Raw genomic sequence first — 22,036 nt, 5'->3', positions numbered from 1 at the left:
TTATACTATTTTAAAATAATTATAGGTTAACTCAAGTGTTTCAATAACCAGTTTACTTTCTTCAGCGTTAAAGTCACCTACATTCCATTTTACAGGATATGCATGTTTTACATTCCAAGTTTGTATGGCTTGTTCGTCTTCTCCTAATAACATTACATTGATGTTTACGGGTTGTATTTCAAAGTTTCCTAAAGCTTTTTTACACCACTTGATTACTTCCGAGTCTACAAGCATCCCTCTTTTCAGTACTAAATTTGGGTATTTGGAACGTACAGGTATTTTGTGTTTGAATCTATTTTCTCCTCCTTCGGCTATTTCTTCAGTTTCAAGGTCTACCGTGAGACCTGAAACTGATTGAAATGAGTTGTCGCCGCTTGAAGTTGAGATGTCTTCAAACTCTACTTTAAAACTAAATCCTACTGGTGGATGATAGCTCATTACGATGACATTTTTAGCTTCTCAATTGCCCATTCAGCAGTTTCAATGGCAATTTCATTACCATCAGCTTTTAAATCTGTAGGCTGTACTTTAGTGATATAAGCATTCTGAGCTTCCCATACTACTGCTGGTTGCCCTGTCTCATCTAATAACCTGATGGTTAAGTCTCCTCTAAACTGCTCACCTCCTTCTTGGAAATAAACTGTTTTAGCCCATTGTTTATAAAACTGTTTACTTTCATCTACAAAGGTTCCTCTCTTCATAGTAATGTTACTATACTCGAACAAGCCTGGTTGTTTTGATTTGTGGTATTCTTTATCTGCTCCTCCACGATATTCTATTACTTTATTATCAAAACTTAACCCTGATACTTCTGTACAATTAAATTTCGTATCTCCAAAGGTTACCTCGAAGGAAAACTTTGGCATTGGATATGATTCTGCCATGATTCTTTATTTTTTATTTATAATTTTTTGGTTAGTTAGTTTACTTATGCTTCTTGCATTTTGTGAGAGAATTTAAGGATGATAAATTCAGCTGGACGTACTACTGCCATACCTATTTCTATGATCATGTTTCCTTCTAAAACATCTTGAGCTGTCATGGTTTCTCCTAAACCAACACTTACATAAAATGCTTTTTCTGGCGTAGGACCTGCAAGTGCTCCTGCTCTCCATTGTTGTGTTAAGAAATTATCAATCATTGCTTTTACACGCACCCAAGTGTTTTTATCATTAGGTTCAAAAACAAATTGTTCTGTTGCTTTTTTGATTGACTCTTCTGCCATGTTGAAGAAACGTCTTACAGATACATATCTCCATTCATTGTCATTTCCTGCAAGAGTTCTTGCTCCCCATACTAGATTTCCTTTACCTACAAAAGATCGAATTGCATTTATTGATTTACCTGCTACTGTATCTACATTCAAGTCCCTTTGTGCTTCGTGAGAAATGTTAACGGTTGGCTCAATTACATAATTTAAACTTACATTAGCTGGTGCTTTCCATACACCTCTATCAGAATCAACTCTTGCATAAACACCTGCTATGGAACTACTTGGAGGTAATATTAATGGTAAGTTGGATATTTCAGCTTTTATTTGATTATAAAGAGCATCATCTTCAGTTTTTATAACATCTAACGCCTTTACTGTGGCACTTCCACTAGATGTAGGTAAGTTTGTTATTAAATCATCAAGCTCTCCTGAAGCTATTAATGTGTTAATTTTATCTACGATAGATTCTGTAGAGTCATTATGAATTCCAAGAGCTCTCTGTAAAGAAGGATTGTTTGTTGTAGTTTCTGAGATTTCATTGAAAACTGTAATTTTAGAATCATCGTCATTCAGACGATCCTTCACTTTATTTAATTCTAGCTGTAATGTTTCGATCTCATTAGTTATCCAAGTGTCTAAAGCATTTGCTTCAGTAACTGCAGCACCATCTGTTCTTGCCAAATTTAATGCTTTGTTCAACTCAACTTCTAAGTTGCTTAAGTAGTTTTTAATGCTATTAATTCTTGCTACTATATTAGGAACTTCGGCAACTGCATCTGTATTTTCATCGGGCCCAGACAGATTATCAACAGTAGTAGATATTGCTACAATCTCTGTTAAAAAAGTAGATAAATCGGTCGTATCTATTCCCGTTGCAATCAACTGAGCTTCTGCTTGAATATTTCTGGGTAACGCTGTACTTATTGTAACATTTGTAGAAGATTCATCATAACTATAATCTAGAATAGTTTTTATAAATGGATAATAAGCGGCTCCATATTTAAGATAATTTTTGTCTGAACTTATTCTATCTCTTAAAATGCCTACGTTTGGAAAAGAAGCGTCTATAGTATCATAGGTTCTAGTATCTATAATTGTAAAACGGTCTTGTAATTCATTACATTGCGTTAACGCTGAGTTATATAGGCTGTAAAAAGTGGTGTCATCTGTTAATGCAGTTGCATCAGGAAACACTATTAAAGTTACTTCATCTACTTTTCTTACTTCAGCTAATCCATCATTAAAATCTGAATCGGAAGTAATGGCTGTTACTTGTGAATCGCTACCATCTAATAAGTTTGATTCACCATACCTACCTACAGAAGTAATATAGCAAGGACCGCCTCCATTGGCAAAGTATAATTGTAAACTATAGTACATTAAAAAAGGTGACTTTTCTGCACTATTTGGAGCTTCTACAGACACTTTTCCATCTTCTACAGTTACCTCAATGCCTGTTTCTGCTTTTGCCACACCAAAGTACATTTCATACTCTAACATAGAGCTGATTCGTGTAGGTGTTCCTTTTAAATCTCCTTTTACTTTTCTGGTTGCCTTTTCAGTATAACCAATAAAAGCCGGAATTGCTGTTTCTACTTGAGCTACTGATGGAGGAAACTTTACAATTTCCTCTACGTAGACTCCTGGTGTTTTGTACGCTGACATAATTACTTGTTTTAAATTTTAATTTTTGTTTATATAAATACTTCCGAATAATAGTCTTGCGACTCTTTCTTAATACTTTCTGGAGTAGGATTTGGGAAATAATAATCTTCTTGTGGTTCTGGTATAACGTCTTGTTTATCTACTTCTACACGCCCATTAAGTGTCAATGGTTTTTCTTCTGACGTAGTCATTACAAGGTTTTCACTTCTTTTCGTGTAACGCCAAAATGTGCTTCTATTTTCAATACAAATAGCAAACTCAGGAAACTCTTTTAGCAAGCATTGTTTTGAGACATCAAAGACTTCAGTTTCTTCATTCTTAGCTAATATTTCTTCTGTTAAATTGGTATTGTTGTCTCCTAACATCTGGATTTGAACAACACCTATTACTCCACTATTTTTAATTCTTTTTACAAAAGAATTGATAGCATCTATCACCTTTTGCTCTTCTTCATTTAGAGGAATGGCGTTCGTTATTTTAGTCTCTATAACATCTAATTCTGAAGTATCAATGTTTGCTATGGTTACTAAGTTTGGCGTAGTTGTATCAAACTCCTTTTCACTTTCTAGTTGATGTAAAAGCTTTCTTGTTTCACTATCTGAAATCAAAAATGAGTTCCACTTTTTTACCTCCGATATTGTTTCAAATAAATTAATTGCTGAAGAGCTTTTGTTTGATAAGTAATATAGTTGCTCCTCCTTCTTTTCAATTATGTTAGAAAAATTTTCAAAATAAGGATGGTGTACTTTTAAGTAAAAAGTTAACATTAGTGAATCAGATAAGGTAATTATTGGACTATATCTATCTACTTCTTGATTTCCTTCTTCTGTAGTTACTTTTATTGTTTCTGTTAGTACTCGAACTCCCTTTTTATCGTTTCTAAGTAATAGTCTGTGATTTTTTAAACTTTTTCTAGTTTCTTCAGTAGGTTGAATTGATAGAAACTTGCTGATATCATATTGTTCTTCTAAACGTTTTTTTTCTTCATCTGTAAGAGGTGTTACTCCATTATTTCCTCCATTTAATTCGAAAAAAGTTCGTTCTCCTTCGTTTAGGAAGTAAGAGTGGTATATATTGATATTGAACAGTGTTTTATACATAATCTTTTAATTTTTAATTATTGATTGTTGTTCAATACCTGAGACTACTGTTCCTTCATTAGTTACAACATCCCTTTCTATTTCTAGTAATGTTATTTTGTAAAGTACAGATGGGTATTGCTTACCTCCTAAGGTTCCCCATATATAATTTAACTCTTCAAAAGAAGGTGTATATAGTTGGGTAATAAACTTAAACGTCTTTAAGTCTCCTAACCCATCTATACCTTCAAAGTTGGTGTTTTGATGTGTGAATACTTTTTTCCCCTGGAAAAAGGCTAATATTTTTGTTAAACTCTTTAAAGATTCAGCATAACTGGATTTATCTACACTGAATAAAACATAAAGGTTTAAATATACTTTTGGGTTTCTGTAACTAACTGTAGTTCCTTCTACACGATTATTAGAAGTATTTTTTAGCGCAAATTCTTCTTGTGTATTGATTAATGTTAATGAAATATCTGGAGTGTTTGCTGGGGAATTTCCATCTCCGTCAGCCATAGCTATATTTGATAGGTCTACAGCTTTTTCATCGAAATAATCATTTAATTCTTCGGTAATGATTTGTAATATTTCAAAAATCATTTTAATAGTAAGTTTGGTTAGTTTTGCTTGTAGATTGAAGGGTTAGCAATCAGACATTGTAAAATTAATCGCTCTTCCCAAGAGTAACCGCAATGAAAAACTCTTTTAAAAAAGTAGTTTCTCCTAAATATTTTCTAATAGAATTACAGGTAGTAAAAAGGGGGAAATCACCCTTACTTTTTTAAATAGTAAGGCTTAAATTTTGGAGATACCTAGTAAGTAAAACAAAAAACTCCTTACATAATGTATGCAAGGAGTCTTTCTTTTTAGGTTGTTATTTTTCTATTGAGTTAACTCTCTAAATAAACTTTCTAAGTTTTTATTTTCGGTATTTAATCCTAAAATTTTTAACCCATTTTCTTGTGCAAAGTCAAAAATTAATGGACGCATATCTTCTTTTGAATTAAAAACAAGTATCCAGTTATTTTCTAGAGTGTTTTTATACGATACTATATTAGGTAAGCGTTTTATAAACTGTTCTTCTAATTTATAATCAAACGTTACTTTAATTACTTGTTCATTATCTGTTTTAAGTTCTGAAATGGGTTTGTTAATTACTATTTCTCCTTTATTAATAATTATAACTCTGTCACACATTGCTTCTACTTCTTGCATAATGTGTGTAGATAGTAGTACTGTTTTATCTTTTCCTAGTTCTTTGATTAATTGACGTATTTCAACTAATTGATTTGGATCTAATCCTGTTGTTGGTTCATCTAGAATCAACACTTCTGGGTCATGTAGTATAGCCGCAGCTAAACCAACTCTCTGGCGATATCCTTTAGATAGTTGATTAATTTTCTTGTGTGCTTCAATCGTTAACCCTACTTTTTCAATAGTCTCATTAACCTTAGAGTTTTTTATATTGTGTAGAGATGCTTGAAACTGTAAATACTCTCGCACATACATATCCAGGTACAACGGATTATGCTCTGGTAAATAACCTATCTTTTTTTGTGCTTCAATAGGATTTGATATTACATCAATTCCACTTACCAATACAGTTCCTTCTGAAGGCTGAATAAACCCTGTTAAGATTTTCATTGTTGTAGATTTCCCAGCTCCATTGGGGCCTAAAAAACCAACTATTTCTCCTTTTTTTGCTGAAAAGGAAATATTATTTACTGCTTTTTGTGTTCCGTAAGTTTTTGATATTTCAGTAAGTTGTATTGACATTTTGAGTTTTCTGAGTATAAGGATGAAATTCTAAAACAAGTTTAGGATAACAAAAGTTAACGCTTCTCATAAGAAACGAAGCTATAGTCATATTTATTTTTTTCATCAGCTTTAAAATCTTCCCTTGCTACTTCTTTCCATATTTCCATATTTATTTCAGGGAAAAAAGCATCTGCTTCGAATTCGTGATGTATAAGAGTTATATCTAACCTATCAACTAAATTTTGTTCTAAAGCATCCTTATAAATTTGTGCTCCACCTATAATAAATGCATCTTTTCCTTCAGTCAACTCTATAGCATGCTCAATACTATTAGCCATTAAACAGCCATCAACAAAGTAATTATTGTTTCGAGTAATTATTATAGATGTACGATTAGGCAAAGGCTTTCCAATACTTTCAAAAGTATTTCGTCCCATTAAAATAGGATGCCCTGTAGTAACTTTTTTAAAGCGTTTTAAATCGGCAGGTAAGTGCCAAATTAAGTCATTATCTTTCCCTAAAGCATTGTTTTTTGCAATTGCAGCTATGAGTGTAATCATAAGTTTAGTTTGTGTGGCTTACATATTTTTCACCCATTCTTTAATATATCCTGTAAGATCTCTTTTTTCTGTTGTAGCCTCTTCAAAAGTTTCATTTTTCATGTTATCAACTAACGTGTGGATTGCTTTTAACACATTTTCATCATTAATTTCGGCTATTTTATCGTAGAGATCTTCTTTTAAAACATCAACGTCTATATTCATTTTTATAACTTTTTTAGTGATTTCTTACAAAGCTACTAAACAATATATATAAAATAAAGTTAAATTAGACTGCCACAACTCCTTTTATGTGAGGATGCGGATCATAACCAACCAATTCAAAATCTTCAAAAGTAAAATCTTCAATATTTTTTATGGCTGAATTAATTTTCATTTTAGGAAGAGGTTTTGGTTCACGTGATAATTGCAATTCTAATTGCTCCATATGATTATTATATATATGGGCATCACCAAATGTGTGAATAAATTCTCCTGATTCATAACCACAAACTTGTGCAACCATCATTGTAAATAAAGCATACGATGCAATATTAAAAGGAACTCCTAAAAATATATCTGCGCTACGTTGGTACAATTGACATGAAAGTTTCCCGTCTGCTACATAAAATTGAAAAAAGGCATGACATGGTGGAAGTGCTGCTTTACCATTCGCTACATTTTCTGCAAATGACTTTGATGTATCTGGTAACACAGAAGGATTCCATGCAGACACTAACATTCTACGGCTGTTTGGATTACTTTTTAAGGTTTCAATTACTTCTTTTAACTGATCTATTTCATCACTATTCCAGTTACGCCACTGATGTCCGTACACTGGACCTAAATCACCATTTTCATCAGCCCATTCATTCCATATACGTACACCATTTTCTTGCAAATACTTAATATTTGTATCACCTTTTATAAACCATAATAATTCATAAATAATCGATTTTAGGTGTAACTTCTTAGTTGTTACCATAGGAAACCCATTACTTAAATCAAATCTCATTTGATACCCAAAAACACTTTTTGTTCCTGTTCCTGTTCTATCTCCTTTCTCGTTTCCGTTTTCTAAAACGTGTTTTACTAAATCGTGATACTGCTTCATCCTTCTACTTTTAATCGTTAAAATTCTTGAACTGTTTAACAACGTAAAAATAAAAAAGCATCTACAAAAAATGTAGATGCTTTTAAAATTATATTAATAAGTTATCAACTATAACTATGCCCAAACACAAGTTCCATTACTTTGACAGTAACCGTAGTCACAAAACTCTTGACCATTTGCAAATCTTGTACAACACATGCGTGTACCTTTACAATAGGTATAACGACCTCCGCTAACTTGGTTTTGCTCATTTTTTGATAACACTTTAATTCCTTTTAAACTTTTAAGTTTATTCATGATAGATTTAATTTGGGGGTTAATATTGGTATAAATATATCAAAAAAAAAGAATAAACAAAACTATTGTATTAAAAAACAATCAATTACCTATAACCTTTTATTTTTATCCTATAATCATCCCTGCTATGGTTGCAGACATTAGTGAAGCAATTGTACCTCCAACTAGGGCTTTCATTCCAAACTCAGATAAATTTTTACGTTGACCTGGTGCTAAAGAACCTATTCCTCCTATTTGAATTCCTATAGAAGCAAAATTGGCAAAACCGCACAACATATACGTAGCCATAATTACTGACTTGTTATAGGTTAAATGTGTAGCGCTTGCTGCATTTTTTAAATCAGCTAACTGGATATATCCTACAAACTCACTTGCAGCTAATTTAATACCTAATAGCTGTCCCATTAATGCCATATCTTCTTTAGCAACACCAATTAACCACATTAAAGGAGCGAAAGCATAACCTAAAATAAATTCTAATGACAATGCTTCATAAGGTGTAGTTCCTTCAATTAATTTATTCAAGGAAGTAAATTTCCAATCAAAATATTCAATTCCATCAAAACCTCCTATACTTCCTAAAATACCATTTATCATGGCTATAAAAGCAATAAAAACTAATAACATAGCTGCAACATTCATTGCCAATTGTAAGCCTTCAGTTGTTCCATTAGCTATAGCATCTAAAATATTTGAACCAATTTTTTCTGATGAAACCTGTACATCTGTATTTACTTCTTCTGTTTGTGGGTATAATATCTTGGAAATGATAATAGCTCCTGGTGCTGCCATTACAGATGCTGCTAATAGATGTTTTGCATATAATAAGCGTAACGCTTCATCATCTCCTCCTAAAAACCCTATATAAGCTGCTAATACTGCTCCTGCTACGGTTGCCATTCCTCCTATCATTACTAACAAGATTTCAGAACGGTTCATTTTTTCTAAGTATGCCTTAATTAATAAAGGTGCTTCTGTTTGACCTAAGAAAATATTTCCTGCTACTGATAAACTTTCAGCTCCTGATATTTTTAAAAACTTAGATAATAACCAAGCTAAGCCTTTTACTACTTTTTGTATTAGTCCTAAATAAAACAATACTGATGTTAATGCCGAGAAAAATATAATGGTAGGTAGTACTTGAAAAGCAAAGATGAATCCAAAAGAATCCATATCAGCAACTAAACCGCTAAATAAAAACTCACTTCCTGCTCTTGTAAAGTCTAACACACTTACAAACAAGCCTCCAACTAGCTCAAATGTTTTTTGAACAAAAGGAACTTTTAAAACCCCAATTGCTATTAATAACTGAAAAGCCAACCCTAATCCTACTGTTTTCCAATCAATACCTCTTCGGTTTGCACTAAATAAAAAAGCAATAATTAGTAATGTTATCATCCCTAGAGCTCCTCTCCACAAACTTTGCATCGAAAAACCTTGACTTGGAATTATCTTTTTTGTTTTACTGACTACTTCTTCAACGTCTTTCCCTAAAACAACTATTGGTTCTGTTGTGAAATTATATAGTATGTTTTTTTCTGAGAGAGTTAAAACTTCATCTGTTAATTCAACCACGTTGTAATAACGAACTGTATCGTTTGGTTGCTTGTAGTTAAAAATTAATAAGTTGTTTTGATGAATATAGTTTCCTGAAGCTTGTAAACTATCTTTTTCTACTAAAGAGTATGTAAAGTTTCCTTCTGATAAAGTAAAAATATCTGTAGGATCTATAGAAACAATTGAATCTCCTTCTGTTGTTGTAATTGATGAGAAATTCCACTTTTTTTCAATGCTTTGGCTAAAAGTTATCATCGTAACGCAAAGCATTATGAAAGTAAATAGTTTCTTCATTTTTAATATTTTAAATTAAGAACGTTTGCTGATTTCATCACGAATTCTAGCTGCCAACTCATAATTTTCATTGGCTACAGCATCGTTAAGTTGTTCGTGTAATTCTTTAAGTGACAAGTGTGAGTAATTATCCTTTCCTTCTTCTTCTATTGAAAACTCGATTTCATCTTCATCAGATTCTAAATCTTCTTCAATTGTTAATTCTTCATCCATTTTTAGATAAATACCTGCTTTATCTAAAATGTTTTCATATGTAAAAATTGGAGCTTCAAATCGAACTGCCAATGCTATAGCATCTGATGTTCTTGTATCAATAACCTCTTCTATTCCTTCTCTTTCACAAATTAAGCTTGAATAAAATACTCCATCAACTAACTTGTGTATAATTACTTGTTTAACGGTGATAGAGAATCGATCAGAAAACGTTTTAAATAAATCGTGAGTAAGTGGTCTTGGTGGACGGATTTCTTTTTCCAAGGCTATTGCTATTGATTGTGCCTCAAACGCTCCTATGATTATAGGAAGTGTTCTGGTTCCCTCCATTTCACTTAGCACTAAAGCATATGCCCCACTTTGTGTTTGGCTATACGAAATCCCTTTTATAGTTAGTTTAATTAAACTCATGTACAATCAATCATCATAAAATACAAAAAAACTGTCTAAATTTAGGCCTTTTGCTTAAAATTTTAGACAGCCTTCTAAAGTGGGCACAATTTACTAAAAATTATGAGTTGAACTCTAATTTCTAGAAAAAGAAAAAATTACCACTATTTTATGCTTGTTTAAAAGCTTTTAATTTTTCTACTAACTGAGGTACAACTTCAAAAGCATCACCAACAATACCATAATCAGCAGCTTTAAAGAAAGGTGCTTCTGGATCTGTGTTAACAACTACTTTTACTTTAGATGCATTAATTCCTGCTAAATGCTGAATTGCACCTGAAATACCTATAGCTATGTATAAGTTTGAAGCTACAGGCTTACCAGTTTGACCAACGTGTTCGCTATGAGGACGCCATCCTAAATCAGATACAGGCTTAGAACATGCAGTTGCAGCACCTAAAACATCAGCTAACTCTTCAACCATTCCCCAGTTTTCAGGTCCTTTTAAACCTCTACCTGCAGAAACAACAATATCAGCATCAGCAATAGTAACTTTACCAGTTGCTCTATTAATATTTTCAGATTTAACTCCTAATTCAGGTAATGTAGCATCAAAACTCTCAGCAGAACCACTTACTGAATTTTCATGTGCTCCGTAAGAATTTTTAGCAACACCTATTACTTTTTTCTCAGTTGAGATTTCAGTATTGTTGAATCCTTTATTTGAGAATGCTTTTCTCTTAACAACAAAAGGACTAGTGCTACTTGGTAATGCTACCGCATTTGAAGCATATCCAGCTTCTAAACCTACAGCAACTAATGGAGCTAAAGTTAACCCATCAACACTAGAATCGATAATTACAGTGTTAGCTCCTTTTGCTTCTGCTACTTGTTTAATAATTGAAGCATATGCTTTAGCATTGAATGAAGATAAGTCATTCTTTACCTCTACTACTTTCTCTGCTCCGTAAGTATATAATTCAGAAGCATCACTTCCATTAATAGTTAATACTACTAAGTCGCTTCCTAATTGTTCTGCTACTTTTTTTCCGTATGAAACAACTTCAAAAGCTGTTTTTTTGAATTTTCCTTCCGATGAATCGGCAAAAACTAATACAGACATATTTATTTATTTTTTAGTCGTTAGTGGTCAGTTTTTAATCATTAACTAAGCACTAACAAGTATTTTTATTCTTTCTTTTAAACTCTATTAAAACAGTTCAACTGATTAAATTACTTTTGCTTCGTTATGTAATAAATCAATTAAATCATCAACATTATCAACTAACTTAACAGCTCCTTTTGGTGCTGGTTTTTCAAAGTTTTGAGTTGCTGTTGCTGCTGTTGCTCCAGTTGGTTCTACCACGTTTAATGGTTTTTTACGTGCCATCATAATACCTCTCATATTAGGAATGCGTAAATCTTTTTCTTCTACAATTCCTTTTTGACCTGCTATCACCATTGGTAAAGTAGAGGATACTTTTTCTTCACCTCCATCAATCTCTCTATTCAAAGTAACATTTGTTCCGTCTACCTCTACACCAACACATCCATTAACAAAGTTAAAATCTAACAAAGAAGCTAACATTCCAGGAACCATTTGTCCGTTATAGTCTGCTGATTCTTTTCCTGCTAATACTAAATCATATCCTCCATTTTTAACAACTTCAGCTAATTCTTTAGCTACCATAAAACCGTCAGTTGGTTCAGCGTTTACACGAATTGCATCATCTGCTCCAATTGCTAACGCTTTACGTAAAGTAGGCTCTGTAGAAGCTCCTCCAACATTCACTACAGTTACACTCGCTCCTTGCTTTTCTTTAAACCACATGGCACGAGTTAAGCTAAACTCGTCGTATGGATTAATAACATATTGAACCCCGTTAGTATCAAACTTTGTATCGTTATCAGTAAAGTTGATTTTTGAAGTAGTATCAGGTACATGACTGATACAAACTAATATTTTCATATATATCGTTGTTTTAAAGAAACTTAATTTTATGCCACGAAGTTAAGGATTTTTTTTAATTTATTATGCGTGCATAATAAATTTTTTTCTTAACATTAATCAGTCTCAAAATTAAGGTATTATTATTACATAATCATTTGTTGTTTTTAAAACTACAATATTACCCCTATTTTTATTATTTTTGCACTCTTGATAAACAACTACTTATAAAACGTATGAAAACAGTACAATTTAGAGAAGCCGTTTGCGAAGCAATGAGCGAAGAAATGCGTAGAGATGAAAGCATTTATTTAATCGGTGAAGAAGTTGCTGAGTATAACGGAGCATATAAAGCCAGTAAAGGAATGCTAGACGAGTTTGGTGACAAACGTGTTATTGATGCTCCTATTGCCGAACTAGGCTTTGGTGGTATTGCTGTAGGATCAGCAATGAATGGTAACCGCCCTATTGTTGAGTATATGACTTTTAATTTCTCTTTAGTAGGAATAGACCAAATTATTAACAATGCTGCAAAAATCCGTCAAATGAGTGGTGGACAATTCAACTGCCCTATTGTTTTTCGTGGACCAACAGCTTCTGCAGGTCAATTAGCAGCAACCCACTCACAAGCTTTTGAAAGTTGGTATGCAAACTGCCCAGGATTAAAAGTAATTGTTCCTTCTAATCCATACGATGCTAAAGGTTTATTAAAAGCTGCTATTCGAGATGATGATCCAGTTATTTTTATGGAGTCTGAACAAATGTATGGTGATAAAATGGAAATTCCTGAAGGAGAATATATCATCCCTATTGGAGTTGCTGATATTAAAAGAGAAGGTACCGATGTTACGGTAGTTTCTTTTGGTAAAATTATTAAAGAAGCATACAAAGCTGCTGACGAATTAGCTAAAGAAGGTATTTCTATTGAAATTATTGATTTACGCACAGTTCGTCCGATGGATCATAAAGCTATTTTAGAGTCTGTTAAGAAGACAAATAGATTAGTTATTTTAGAAGAAGCTTGGCCATTTGGTAGTGTTTCATCAGAAATTACTTTTAGGGTACAAGACGAAGCATTTGATTATTTAGATGCTCCTATTAAAAGAATTACAACTGCCGACGCTCCTGCACCTTATTCTCCAGTATTATTGGAAGAATGGTTACCTAATGCGAATGATGTTATTTCAGCAGTAAAAGAAGTGATGTACCGCAAGTAATTGAAGAAAAAAGAAATTGAAAAATAAATTAAAATCCTTTTGACTCAGGTCAAAAGGATTTTGTAGTAAAAAAAATAATGAAACATCTTCTTACCTTATTACTGCTACTAACTACCAGTATTTTAAGTGCACAATTAACTATACAAGGTAAAGTGGTTGACGAATTTGACACTCCTATGCCTTTCGTTAATGTAATTCTAAAAAACACCACTTATGGAACCACAACAGACGATAATGGAAAGTTTTTCCTAAAAACCAACAAATATAGGGGCACACTAGAAATTTCCTTTGTAGGTTTTCAAACTCACACTATTAAAGTGAGTCAAAAAACAAAGTTTTTGAATATTGTTTTAAAAGAAGAAAGTAATGAACTTGAAGAAGTTGTTATCGTTACCAAACCTAAAAAAAGGTTAAAGAAAAAAGAAAATCCTGCTTATAGAATTTTAAAAGAAATTTGGAAACGTAAAAGAAAAAATGGACTTGATTTAGTTGATCATTATCAATACAAAAAAAACACATCCATAGAAATAGGTCTTAATAATTTAGACACTCTTTTCTTAAAAAAGATATTTAAGAAAGAATACAAACAAGCACTTCAAGAAATAAAGTATGATAGCGACGGAATAAACTATTATATCCCTATTTATTTAAATGAACAAGTTGCCAATGTGTATGGAGACAACAAAAATAATAATATCAGAGAAGACATAGAGGCTGAGAAATCAGAAGGACTTAGTGCTCAGGGTTTTATTTTTGACCGAATGGCCAACACCTTTCAAAATATTGATGTTTTTAAAAACAACATTACATTACTTCAAAAGCCTTTTATCAGTCCTTTATCTACTGATGGTTTTTCTACATATGACTATGTTCTTTACGATAGTGTCGTAAACAACAATAAAAAGCTTTACAATATTTATTTCTTTCCAAGGCGCGATGGAGATTTGGCCTTTCAAGGTAATTTTTGGGTAGCTGACAAAAATTTTTCTATCAAAAAATTAAAAATGAAAGTTCATAAAAGTATTAATTTAAACTTTGTAAGAGGACTTAGCTTTGAAAAAGAGTTTGAGGTACGAAACGACAGTATTTACATCCCTACCAAAAATGCTTATGAAGGTGATTTTACATTCATCGATAAAAACGAAAGCAATAAAGGATTAACAATTAAAAAAGATATTACTTTTAAGAATTATGTCTTAAACAAAGCTCTTCCTAAAAACTTCTATGAACAAACTATTGAGAAAATTAGACCTGATCAATATGAAAAAGAAGATTCTTACTGGAAAAATATTCAAACCGATGAAAGTAAAAAAACACACAAACTAATTGAAAGTGTTAAAGAAAAAAAACAAATAAAAAATTTAACAGGATTAATAAACACGGTAGCCAGTGGTTATATAAACACCAAACTAGGTGTTCAAATTGGACCTTTGTGGACTGCTTTTGCCAGTAACCAAGTAGAAGGCTTTAGAACTAAAGTTGGATTCAGAACCTTTGTAACCAAAGACGATCGTTTTCGTTTAGGTGGGCATATTGCTTACGGCTTTAAAGACGAACGAGTAAAATATGGTGCAGAAGCACGTTATCTTTTATCTTACAAACCTAGAATTGCCGTTGGAGTTGCATACCAAAACGATATTGAGCAACTCGGTAGTACTCTTTTAAACACAACACAACTTTTAGGAAGAAGCTTTGGAACAACTGCATTATTTTCAAGAGGAGACAATTTCTTTTTATCTGATGTTGAAAAAATAGCTGCAAACTTTGATTATCAAATTCAGCAAAACTTACATGTAGGTTTTAATTTTTCTCACTCAAAAATTAAATCAGCTTCTGAGAAAGATTTCTCTATGAATTACAGAGATGAAAACGGAAATATTCAATCACAAGTTACTGATGTGGCTTCTGATATTTATGTTTCTTTCACTCCCGGAAGGTTTGTATATGGACTGGGGGTAGAAAGGCGTTTTGGACGAAATGTATTCCCTACTTTTGTACTGAACTACCGAAGAGGTTACAAAGGGCCTTTTAACGGAACTCACAGTTACGATAAAATTCAGTTTAAATACAGCCAACCTATTTTATTAAGTAAATTCGGAACTTTAGACGCTAGTTTTGAAGCTGGAAAAACATTTGGAACAGTTCCAGTTGCCTTATTAAGCCCTATCCCTGCCAACCAAACATTTTCTTTAGTTAAAGACACTTTCGCGCTACTAAATTACTACGATTTTGTAGCTGATGAATATTTGGCAGGACATTTTGAACACCATTTTAATGGTTATATTCTAAATAGAATACCCCTATTAAAAAAACTAAAACTAAGAAGCTTAGTTTCTTTTAGAGCTGCTTACGGGAACATTTCTCAACAAAATAGAGCTATAAATGATGGATTAGTCAATAGTAGTGGAGCGCATAATGTTAACTATAACGCTCCAAACAAACTATATTACGAATACAGTGTAGGATTAGAAAATATTGGATATGGTAACTTACGTTTTCTGAGAATTGACGCTATTTGGAGAAGTAATTATACACCTCCTGCAGGATCAATTGTTGCTCCAACACCTAAATTTGCTATCCGTATTGGTATTAAACCCGGCTTATAATCATACATTTAACCATAAAATACCTTTGTTTTTTCTTTAAAAAAACTAATAAATCACTACTTTTGCAAACCGATTTTTAGAAAACGAAGAAAAGTTTAGAATATATGACCGCAAAAGAAAGAAAAACAGTTGATGTTTTAATTGAAATACCAAAAGGTAGTAGAAACAAGTATGAATACGATTTTGATTTAGGAAAAATTCGTTTTGACAGAATGTTATTCTCATCAATGATGTATCCTGGAGACTATGGATTTATCCCTCAAACTTTAGCGTTAGATGGTGACCCATTAGACGTATTAGTATTGGGTGCTGAACCAACTTTTCCTATGTGTGTTATGGAAGTAAAACCAATTGGTGTTTTCCATATGGCAGACGAAAAAGGGCCAGATGAAAAAATAGTTTGTGTCCCTGTTTCTGACCCAATTTGGAACAGATACAACGATATTACTGATCTAAATCCACACCGTCAAAAAGAAATCACTCACTTCTTCCAAGTATACAAAGACTTAGAAAAGAAAAAAGTTGATATTGGAGACTGGGGTAATGCTGATGAAGCCTACGAAATCTTAGATAAATGTTTAGAGCGTTATGAAAATAGCGAACATAAAACAAATGGAGATTTTACTATCTAATTTGTAAAAAAACTCCTTTTATAAAACAAAAAACCTCTCAGTTGTAACTGAGAGGTTTTTTGTTTAGTTATTGATTTTGTTATATTTACGAACACTTATAACTAATCAAATAACAATAACATGAAACAAAATATGATATATGTGCCAATAGTTTTGGCACTTTTAGGACTCATTTTTATGTATATAAAAATGGTCTGGGTTAAAAAACAAGATGCAGGAAATGATAAAATGAAATCTATTTCAAAAAGTATTAAAGAAGGAGCTCTTGCTTTTTTAGCTGCCGAATATCGATTATTACTAATCTTTGTTATTATCGCTTCATTAGCCTTATTCGGAATCTCGCAAGTAGTAGAAACAACAAGTATTATGATTGTTCCCGCATTTATTATAGGAGCAATATTTTCTGCACTCGCAGGAAACATAGGAATGCGAATAGCTACCGATGCTAATGCACGAACCGCAGAAGCTGCAAAAACTAGCCTGCCCCAAGCTTTAAAAGTATCTTTTGGTGGTGGAACCGTAATGGGGCTTGGTGTCGCTGGTTTAGCTGTTTTAGGTCTAAGTTTATTTTTTCTAATATTTGTTGGTCAATTTATTACAGATGGAGGTAACTTTTACAAAGAAATGACTGTTGTATTAGAAGCCTTGGCTGGATTTTCTTTAGGAGCTGAATCTATTGCTTTATTTGCTCGTGTTGGTGGAGGTATTTATACCAAAGCTGCCGATGTAGGTGCCGATTTAGTTGGAAAAGTAGAAGCAGGAATTCCTGAAGACGATCCTCGTAACCCAGCAACCATTGCAGATAACGTTGGTGATAATGTTGGTGATGTTGCAGGTATGGGAGCAGATTTATTTGGTTCGTATGTAGCAACTGTATTAGCAGCCATGGTACTTGGTAACTATGTTATTAGAGACATGTCAATAGATTCTTCATTTTCTGATGCGTTTAACGGAATGGGACCTATTTTACTTCCTTTAGTAATTGCAGGAGTTGGTATTATTGCTTCCATTATTGGAACTTTCTTGGTAGGAATTAAAGATAACACAGCTAAAGAAGCTCAAGTACAAAAAGCATTAGACACAGGAAACTGGGTTGCTATTATTTTAACCTTAGCAGCTAGTTTTTTCTTAATAAAATGGATGCTCCCTGAAACTATGCAAATGAAATTCTTTGGTGCAGGTTTTAAAGAAGTAGCATCTATTAATGTGTTTTGGGCAGCCTGTATTGGTTTAGCTGTAGGAGCTCTAATTTCAATGGTAACTTCATACTATACTAGCTTAGGCAAAAAGCCTGTGTTGGCTATTGTTCAAAACAGTGCTACAGGTGCAGGAACTAATATTATTGCAGGTTTAGCGGTAGGTATGAAATCTACTTTTTTATCTGTTTTATTATTTGCTGCAGCTATTTATGGCTCATATTATTTCGCTGGATTTTACGGAGTTGCTTTAGCAGCTTCAGCAATGATGGCAACTACGGCAATGCAATTAGCTATTGATGCATTCGGTCCTATTGCAGATAATGCGGGTGGAGTTGCTGAAATGAGTGAATTAGAAGATCACGTCCGTGAACGTACCGACATATTAGATTCTGTAGGAAATACTACTGCTGCAGTTGGTAAAGGATTCGCCATCGCTTCCGCAGCTTTAACAGCCTTAGCTTTATTTGCTGCTTATGTAACCTTCACAGGAATTGACGGAATTAACATTTTTAAAGCAGATGTATTAGCAATGTTATTTGTCGGTGGAATGATTCCTGTTATATTCTCAGCATTAGCCATGCAATCGGTAGGAAAAGCAGCTATGGAAATGGTCCATGAAGTTCGTCGTCAGTTTAGAGAAATTCCAGGAATTATGGAAGGAACGGGCACCCCTGAATATGCAAAATGTGTAGATATTTCAACCAAAGCTGCTTTAAAAGAAATGATTTTACCAGGGTTAATTACCATTATCACCCCAGTAATTATCGGGGTAGTTTTTGGTGCTGAACCTCTAGGTGGTTATATGGCTGGTGTTTGTGTATCGGGTGTTATGTGGGCTATTTTCCAAAATAATGCAGGTGGCGCTTGGGACAATGCTAAAAAATCGTTTGAAGCTGGTGTTGAAATTAACGGAGAAATGACTTACAAAGGTTCTGATGCGCATAAAGCAGCCGTTACAGGTGATACTGTTGGTGACCCTTTTAAAGACACTTCTGGACCATCAATGAATATTTTAATTAAACTTACGTGTTTAGTTGGTTTAGTTATTGCCCCAATATTAGGCGGACATACTTCTTCTGAAACACATGAAAAGACAGAAAATAGTAAAGTCTGGATTGACAAAAACGGTGAAAAACATGAAATAAAACTTTCTACTGATACTGAATTTACTACTGAGAACAAGTTAGAAAACATCGTTAAAGTGAATATTGTAAAGAATGATGATGGTACTGCTAAAGCTACTATTACTACTACAATTGTTAAAAACGGTGAAGAAACAACTGAAGAAAAAAATTTTGAAGGTACTTTAGAAGAAGTTGAACAAAAAATTAAAGAGTACGAAAACTCAAAAAAAGAATAATACCAGTTATGATTTGAAATTACGGTAAAAGAAAATGATGATTTTTTTCTTTATCCAAGTTTCAAAAATCAAACATAGCCTTAGCTACGTTTTCTTTTTTAAATGAAGAAGAAAGGGAAAAAAGGTGTTTTATTACGGTAATTTCAAGTTGTAAATGGTATAACCCCAAAATTATATAAAACCCAAACCCGATAGCAGTATTTCTATCGGGTTTCTTATTTTTGTGGCGATGTCAAGAACCGTCCGTATTTTTTCTATAGACACCCCTGAGCTCTTCAAGCAAAAGCTGTTTGTTTGGGCTAAACAATTTGAAACAGCTATTTGGCTAGATTCTAACAATTACGAGCAACAATATAGCTCTTTCGATTGTGCTTTAGCTGTAGAAGAGTTTACTTCTATTAAAACAGATTACTATAATGCTTTTGATAAACTAAAAGAATATCAATCTTTCACCAAAGACTACATCTTTGGTTACATTAGTTACGATGTTAAAAATGATGTAGAAAAACTGACTTCTAAGAATTTTGACGGACTTCATCTTCCTGATTTATATTTTTTTCAACCTCAAAAATTAATTTTCATCAAAGGAAGTTCTGTTGAGTTTCATTACTTACAAATGATTGATGATGAATTAGAAGAAGATTTTGAAGATATTATTGAAACAAACCCTTCTATTGATAATTATCAACAAGAGGAAACTGATGAAGTAAAAATAAAACTACGTATCCATAAAGATGAATACCATCAAAAAGTAGAAAAAGTATTAGAACATATACATAGAGGAGATATTTATGAGGCAAACTTCTGTCAAGAATTCTATGCAGAAAACACAGTTATAAACCCCTATAAAGTATACACACAGTTAAACAAAATATCGGAACCTCCATTTGCAACGTTTTTTAGAAACGACAATCATTACCTACTATCTGCAACTCCCGAACGATATATTAGAAAAGAAAATTCTAAAATTATTTCGCAACCTATTAAAGGGACAGCAAAACGTTTGATTGACCCGATTGAAGATAAAAAAATAGCTTTTGATTTAGCTCGTGATGAAAAAGAACGGTCAGAAAATATTATGATTGTAGATTTAGTTCGTAACGACTTATCAAGAACAGCTAAAAAAGGAAGTGTCCAAGTAGAAGAACTATGTAAAGTATATTCGTTTAAGCAAGTACATCAAATGATTTCTACCGTAGTTTCAGAAATTGAAAACACCACACACCCAGTTGATGTAATTAAAGATACTTTTCCAATGGGAAGTATGACCGGAGCTCCAAAAATTTCTGCCATGAAAATCATTGAAGAACTAGAAGAAACTAAACGTGGCCTATACTCTGGAACCGTAGGCTATTTTACTCCAAATGGCGACTTCGATTTTAACGTAGTTATCCGAAGTATTTTATACAATTCCGAGAACAAATACGTTTCATACTCAGTTGGTGGGGCTATTACAGCAAAATCTACTCCAGAAAAGGAGTATGAAGAATGTTTACTCAAAGCCAAGGCTATGAAATATGTTTTAACGCACACTAACAAAAGTTAACTATATTTATAGCAAATACTCAGAAAAAGTATTTCTAATCAAAAAACTATTACAAAAAATAAAGAGATGAAAAACACAATTAAACTTATACTATTCGTTGCTATTATTGCATCAATGACGTCTTGTAAAGCAAACAAGTATTCATTTTTAAACGACTATCCTACTAAAAATGTTCCTTTGGTTGATAGTACAAACTTTAGCAATCATGTAGAGGGTAAATTATTAACAAAACCACAACAAAAGCTTTTAAAACTTCCTTCAATTTTTGAAGAACAATTAGATGAAGAGAACGCTAAAATTGGTATTTCTTATCTTCCTAAAATATCAGAAAACTTTCAATCAGTAGTATATTATTTCTATCCAAATAATACTGAGTTAATCTCTATGCTGGTAACTTACGATAAACAATTTAATATAATTAATAGTCAAGTATTGGCTTATGACGAAATTGCGGAAGGAATGTTAAAAACCACCTCTACTCTTAATAAAAATAGTATTGAATTAGTTGAATATATTTCTGACGCTCCTTCTACTATTATTTTTAATATTTTAGAAGACGGAAACATTACAAGAGACTAATGACACACCATACATTCACATTCAATTTTCATAAAACTGAGTTTTTTGGTCAGTATTGGCAACCAGAAACTGTAAAAGCCATAGTGGTAATTGTTCACGGAATGGGAGAACATTCTGGAAGGTATAAACATGTTGCAAAAAAACTAACCGATAATAATTTTGGTGTAGTTACTTTTGATCATTTTGGTCATGGAAAAACAACAGGGAAAAGAGGACACAATCCAGGGTATAATTATGTATTAAAAAGTGTTACTAAACTTATTGAAAAAACTAAAGAGGTTTTTGGTGATAAACCTACGTTTTTATATGGGCACTCTATGGGAGGCAACACTGTAATTAATTACACGCTTAGAGAAAAACATCATCTAAAAGGAGTCATAGCTACCAGTCCTTTTTTACGTTTAGCTTTTCAGCCGCCTACTTGGAAACTTTCGTTAGGAAAAATAATGCAAAAAATAGCTCCCTCAATTACTTTAGGAAATGAGTTAGATGCTAACGATATATCTCGCGACCCTATTGAAGTTGAAAAATATATAAATGACTCATTAGTTCATGATAAAGTAAGTCCTAATTTTTCTTTATCATTTATTGATGCTGGTGAATGGGCTATAAAAAATGCACCTTCTTTAAAAACACCAATGTTACTATTACACGGTACAGGTGATAAAATTATTGATTATAAAGGCACGGAGGCTTTTGCTAACAATACGCCTAAAGCTAGTATAAAACTATACGAAGGAGGATATCATGAGTTACAAAATGACTTATGTAAAGAAGAAATGCTACAAGATGTTGTAAACTGGCTAAACACTCAATTACAATAATTA

21 protein-coding genes are annotated in these 22,036 nt (G+C 32.7%); 7 read left to right on the top strand and 14 right to left on the bottom strand.

Features of this window, described 5'->3' with window-relative positions; all coding sequences use genetic code 11:
- The 14 genes from ABMY20_RS14920 to ABMY20_RS14855 form a co-directional block, all read right to left on the bottom strand.
- Positions 1-438 carry a phage tail protein gene (locus ABMY20_RS14920; RefSeq protein ID WP_047790304.1) on the bottom strand — a complete coding sequence of 146 codons (438 nt, stop codon included), beginning with the start codon at positions 436-438 and terminating at the stop codon, positions 1-3.
- Positions 438-884 (bottom strand): phage tail protein, encoded by a 447-nt coding sequence (locus ABMY20_RS14915; protein WP_349265670.1) that lies wholly within the window; start codon positions 882-884, stop codon positions 438-440. Before ABMY20_RS14915 ends, ABMY20_RS14920 begins: the two co-directional genes overlap by 1 nt.
- Positions 885-928: 44 nt before the next feature.
- On the bottom strand, positions 929-2,878 hold the full coding sequence (locus ABMY20_RS14910) for a phage tail sheath C-terminal domain-containing protein (RefSeq protein WP_349265669.1): 1,950 nt from the start codon (positions 2,876-2,878) through the stop codon (positions 929-931).
- Positions 2,879-2,907: 29 nt separating this feature from the next.
- Entirely contained in the window at positions 2,908-3,978 is a 1,071-nt protein-coding gene (locus ABMY20_RS14905) for a hypothetical protein (RefSeq protein WP_349265668.1), read from the bottom strand.
- Between the two features lie 6 nt (positions 3,979-3,984).
- The gene (locus ABMY20_RS14900) at positions 3,985-4,560 is read right to left on the bottom strand and encodes a DUF4255 domain-containing protein (protein ID WP_047790308.1); all 576 of its coding nucleotides are present in this window, start codon (positions 4,558-4,560) and stop codon (positions 3,985-3,987) included.
- Between the two features lie 282 nt (positions 4,561-4,842).
- Complete coding sequence (gldA, locus tag ABMY20_RS14895; RefSeq protein WP_159489005.1) at positions 4,843-5,736, bottom strand: gliding motility-associated ABC transporter ATP-binding subunit GldA; 894 nt, start codon at positions 5,734-5,736, stop codon at positions 4,843-4,845.
- 56 nt (positions 5,737-5,792) lie between these two features.
- Positions 5,793-6,278 (bottom strand): dihydrofolate reductase, encoded by a 486-nt coding sequence (locus ABMY20_RS14890; RefSeq protein ID WP_349265667.1) that lies wholly within the window; start codon positions 6,276-6,278, stop codon positions 5,793-5,795.
- An 18-nt stretch (positions 6,279-6,296) separates the two neighbouring features.
- A complete protein-coding gene (locus ABMY20_RS14885) occupies positions 6,297-6,482 on the bottom strand; it encodes a hypothetical protein (protein ID WP_047790311.1) in 186 nt (61 codons plus the stop codon).
- A gap of 64 nt (positions 6,483-6,546) precedes the next feature.
- Positions 6,547-7,371: a thymidylate synthase gene (locus tag ABMY20_RS14880; protein ID WP_349265666.1), complete on the bottom strand. Its 825-nt coding sequence runs from the start codon at positions 7,369-7,371 to the stop codon at positions 6,547-6,549.
- Positions 7,372-7,485: 114 nt separating this feature from the next.
- Positions 7,486-7,668, bottom strand: coding sequence for a hypothetical protein (locus tag ABMY20_RS14875; protein ID WP_047790313.1), 183 nt, complete (start codon positions 7,666-7,668; stop codon positions 7,486-7,488).
- Between the two features lie 105 nt (positions 7,669-7,773).
- Positions 7,774-9,519, bottom strand: a complete 1,746-nt coding sequence (locus ABMY20_RS14870; protein WP_073182573.1) for a nucleoside transporter C-terminal domain-containing protein — start codon at positions 9,517-9,519, stop codon at positions 7,774-7,776.
- Between the two features lie 15 nt (positions 9,520-9,534).
- On the bottom strand, positions 9,535-10,143 hold the full coding sequence (locus tag ABMY20_RS14865; RefSeq protein ID WP_047790315.1) for a bifunctional nuclease family protein: 609 nt from the start codon (positions 10,141-10,143) through the stop codon (positions 9,535-9,537).
- A 148-nt stretch (positions 10,144-10,291) separates the two neighbouring features.
- Entirely contained in the window at positions 10,292-11,245 is a 954-nt protein-coding gene (locus tag ABMY20_RS14860) for an electron transfer flavoprotein subunit alpha/FixB family protein (protein WP_173359351.1), read from the bottom strand.
- A 105-nt stretch (positions 11,246-11,350) separates the two neighbouring features.
- On the bottom strand, positions 11,351-12,091 hold the full coding sequence (locus ABMY20_RS14855) for an electron transfer flavoprotein subunit beta/FixA family protein (protein WP_073182571.1): 741 nt from the start codon (positions 12,089-12,091) through the stop codon (positions 11,351-11,353).
- A gap of 215 nt (positions 12,092-12,306) precedes the next feature.
- Here ABMY20_RS14855 and ABMY20_RS14850 point away from each other — a divergent pair, with 215 nt between their 5' ends.
- The 7 genes from ABMY20_RS14850 (at position 12,307) to ABMY20_RS14820 (ending at position 22,033) form a co-directional block, all read left to right on the top strand.
- Positions 12,307-13,287: a pyruvate dehydrogenase complex E1 component subunit beta gene (locus ABMY20_RS14850; protein ID WP_047790318.1), complete on the top strand. Its 981-nt coding sequence runs from the start codon at positions 12,307-12,309 to the stop codon at positions 13,285-13,287.
- A 77-nt stretch (positions 13,288-13,364) separates the two neighbouring features.
- On the top strand, positions 13,365-15,893 hold the full coding sequence (locus tag ABMY20_RS14845) for a DUF5686 family protein (RefSeq protein ID WP_073182570.1): 2,529 nt from the start codon (positions 13,365-13,367) through the stop codon (positions 15,891-15,893).
- 104 nt (positions 15,894-15,997) lie between these two features.
- On the top strand, positions 15,998-16,525 hold the full coding sequence (locus tag ABMY20_RS14840; RefSeq protein ID WP_047790320.1) for an inorganic diphosphatase: 528 nt from the start codon (positions 15,998-16,000) through the stop codon (positions 16,523-16,525).
- 120 nt (positions 16,526-16,645) lie between these two features.
- Positions 16,646-19,084: a sodium-translocating pyrophosphatase gene (locus ABMY20_RS14835; RefSeq protein WP_349265665.1), complete on the top strand. Its 2,439-nt coding sequence runs from the start codon at positions 16,646-16,648 to the stop codon at positions 19,082-19,084.
- Between the two features lie 229 nt (positions 19,085-19,313).
- Positions 19,314-20,630 carry an aminodeoxychorismate synthase component I gene (gene pabB, locus ABMY20_RS14830; protein WP_349265664.1) on the top strand — a complete coding sequence of 439 codons (1,317 nt, stop codon included), beginning with the start codon at positions 19,314-19,316 and terminating at the stop codon, positions 20,628-20,630.
- 66 nt (positions 20,631-20,696) lie between these two features.
- The gene (locus ABMY20_RS14825; RefSeq protein WP_253055406.1) at positions 20,697-21,209 is read left to right on the top strand and encodes a hypothetical protein; all 513 of its coding nucleotides are present in this window, start codon (positions 20,697-20,699) and stop codon (positions 21,207-21,209) included.
- Entirely contained in the window at positions 21,209-22,033 is an 825-nt protein-coding gene (locus tag ABMY20_RS14820; protein ID WP_349265663.1) for a lysophospholipase, read from the top strand. Before ABMY20_RS14825 ends, ABMY20_RS14820 begins: the two co-directional genes overlap by 1 nt.
- Positions 22,034-22,036: the final 3 nt, after the last annotated feature.

This window comes from Tenacibaculum sp. SSH1-16 (genome assembly GCF_040104435.1).
GTDB classification, from domain to species: Bacteria; Bacteroidota; Bacteroidia; order Flavobacteriales; family Flavobacteriaceae; genus Polaribacter; species Polaribacter mesophilus.
The sequence above is the reverse complement of the archived record's forward strand: the minus strand, read 5'-3'. Positions and strand labels throughout refer to the sequence as shown.

Bases quoted from the DNA above. Each gene is read 5' to 3' on its own strand.
- ABMY20_RS14825 (WP_253055406.1), top strand. From the start codon at position 20,697: ATGAAAAACACAATTAAACTTATACTATTCGTTGCTATTATTGCATCA.
- ABMY20_RS14860 (WP_173359351.1), bottom strand. From the start codon at position 11,245: ATGTCTGTATTAGTTTTTGCCGATTCATCGGAAGGAAAATTCAAAAAA.
- ABMY20_RS14875 (WP_047790313.1), bottom strand. From the start codon at position 7,668: ATGAATAAACTTAAAAGTTTAAAAGGAATTAAAGTGTTATCAAAAAAT.
- ABMY20_RS14845 (WP_073182570.1), top strand. From the start codon at position 13,365: ATGAAACATCTTCTTACCTTATTACTGCTACTAACTACCAGTATTTTA.
- ABMY20_RS14920 (WP_047790304.1), bottom strand. From the start codon at position 438: ATGAGCTATCATCCACCAGTAGGATTTAGTTTTAAAGTAGAGTTTGAA.
- ABMY20_RS14820 (WP_349265663.1), top strand. From the start codon at position 21,209: ATGACACACCATACATTCACATTCAATTTTCATAAAACTGAGTTTTTT.
- ABMY20_RS14855 (WP_073182571.1), bottom strand. From the start codon at position 12,091: ATGAAAATATTAGTTTGTATCAGTCATGTACCTGATACTACTTCAAAA.
- ABMY20_RS14910 (WP_349265669.1), bottom strand. From the start codon at position 2,878: ATGTCAGCGTACAAAACACCAGGAGTCTACGTAGAGGAAATTGTAAAG.
- ABMY20_RS14835 (WP_349265665.1), top strand. From the start codon at position 16,646: ATGAAACAAAATATGATATATGTGCCAATAGTTTTGGCACTTTTAGGA.
- ABMY20_RS14900 (WP_047790308.1), bottom strand. From the start codon at position 4,560: ATGATTTTTGAAATATTACAAATCATTACCGAAGAATTAAATGATTAT.
- ABMY20_RS14885 (WP_047790311.1), bottom strand. From the start codon at position 6,482: ATGAATATAGACGTTGATGTTTTAAAAGAAGATCTCTACGATAAAATA.
- ABMY20_RS14905 (WP_349265668.1), bottom strand. From the start codon at position 3,978: ATGTATAAAACACTGTTCAATATCAATATATACCACTCTTACTTCCTA.
- ABMY20_RS14890 (WP_349265667.1), bottom strand. From the start codon at position 6,278: ATGATTACACTCATAGCTGCAATTGCAAAAAACAATGCTTTAGGGAAA.
- gldA (WP_159489005.1), bottom strand. From the start codon at position 5,736: ATGTCAATACAACTTACTGAAATATCAAAAACTTACGGAACACAAAAA.
- pabB (WP_349265664.1), top strand. From the start codon at position 19,314: ATGTCAAGAACCGTCCGTATTTTTTCTATAGACACCCCTGAGCTCTTC.
- ABMY20_RS14880 (WP_349265666.1), bottom strand. From the start codon at position 7,371: ATGAAGCAGTATCACGATTTAGTAAAACACGTTTTAGAAAACGGAAAC.
- ABMY20_RS14865 (WP_047790315.1), bottom strand. From the start codon at position 10,143: ATGAGTTTAATTAAACTAACTATAAAAGGGATTTCGTATAGCCAAACA.
- ABMY20_RS14870 (WP_073182573.1), bottom strand. From the start codon at position 9,519: ATGAAGAAACTATTTACTTTCATAATGCTTTGCGTTACGATGATAACT.
- ABMY20_RS14850 (WP_047790318.1), top strand. From the start codon at position 12,307: ATGAAAACAGTACAATTTAGAGAAGCCGTTTGCGAAGCAATGAGCGAA.
- ABMY20_RS14915 (WP_349265670.1), bottom strand. From the start codon at position 884: ATGGCAGAATCATATCCAATGCCAAAGTTTTCCTTCGAGGTAACCTTT.
- ABMY20_RS14840 (WP_047790320.1), top strand. From the start codon at position 15,998: ATGACCGCAAAAGAAAGAAAAACAGTTGATGTTTTAATTGAAATACCA.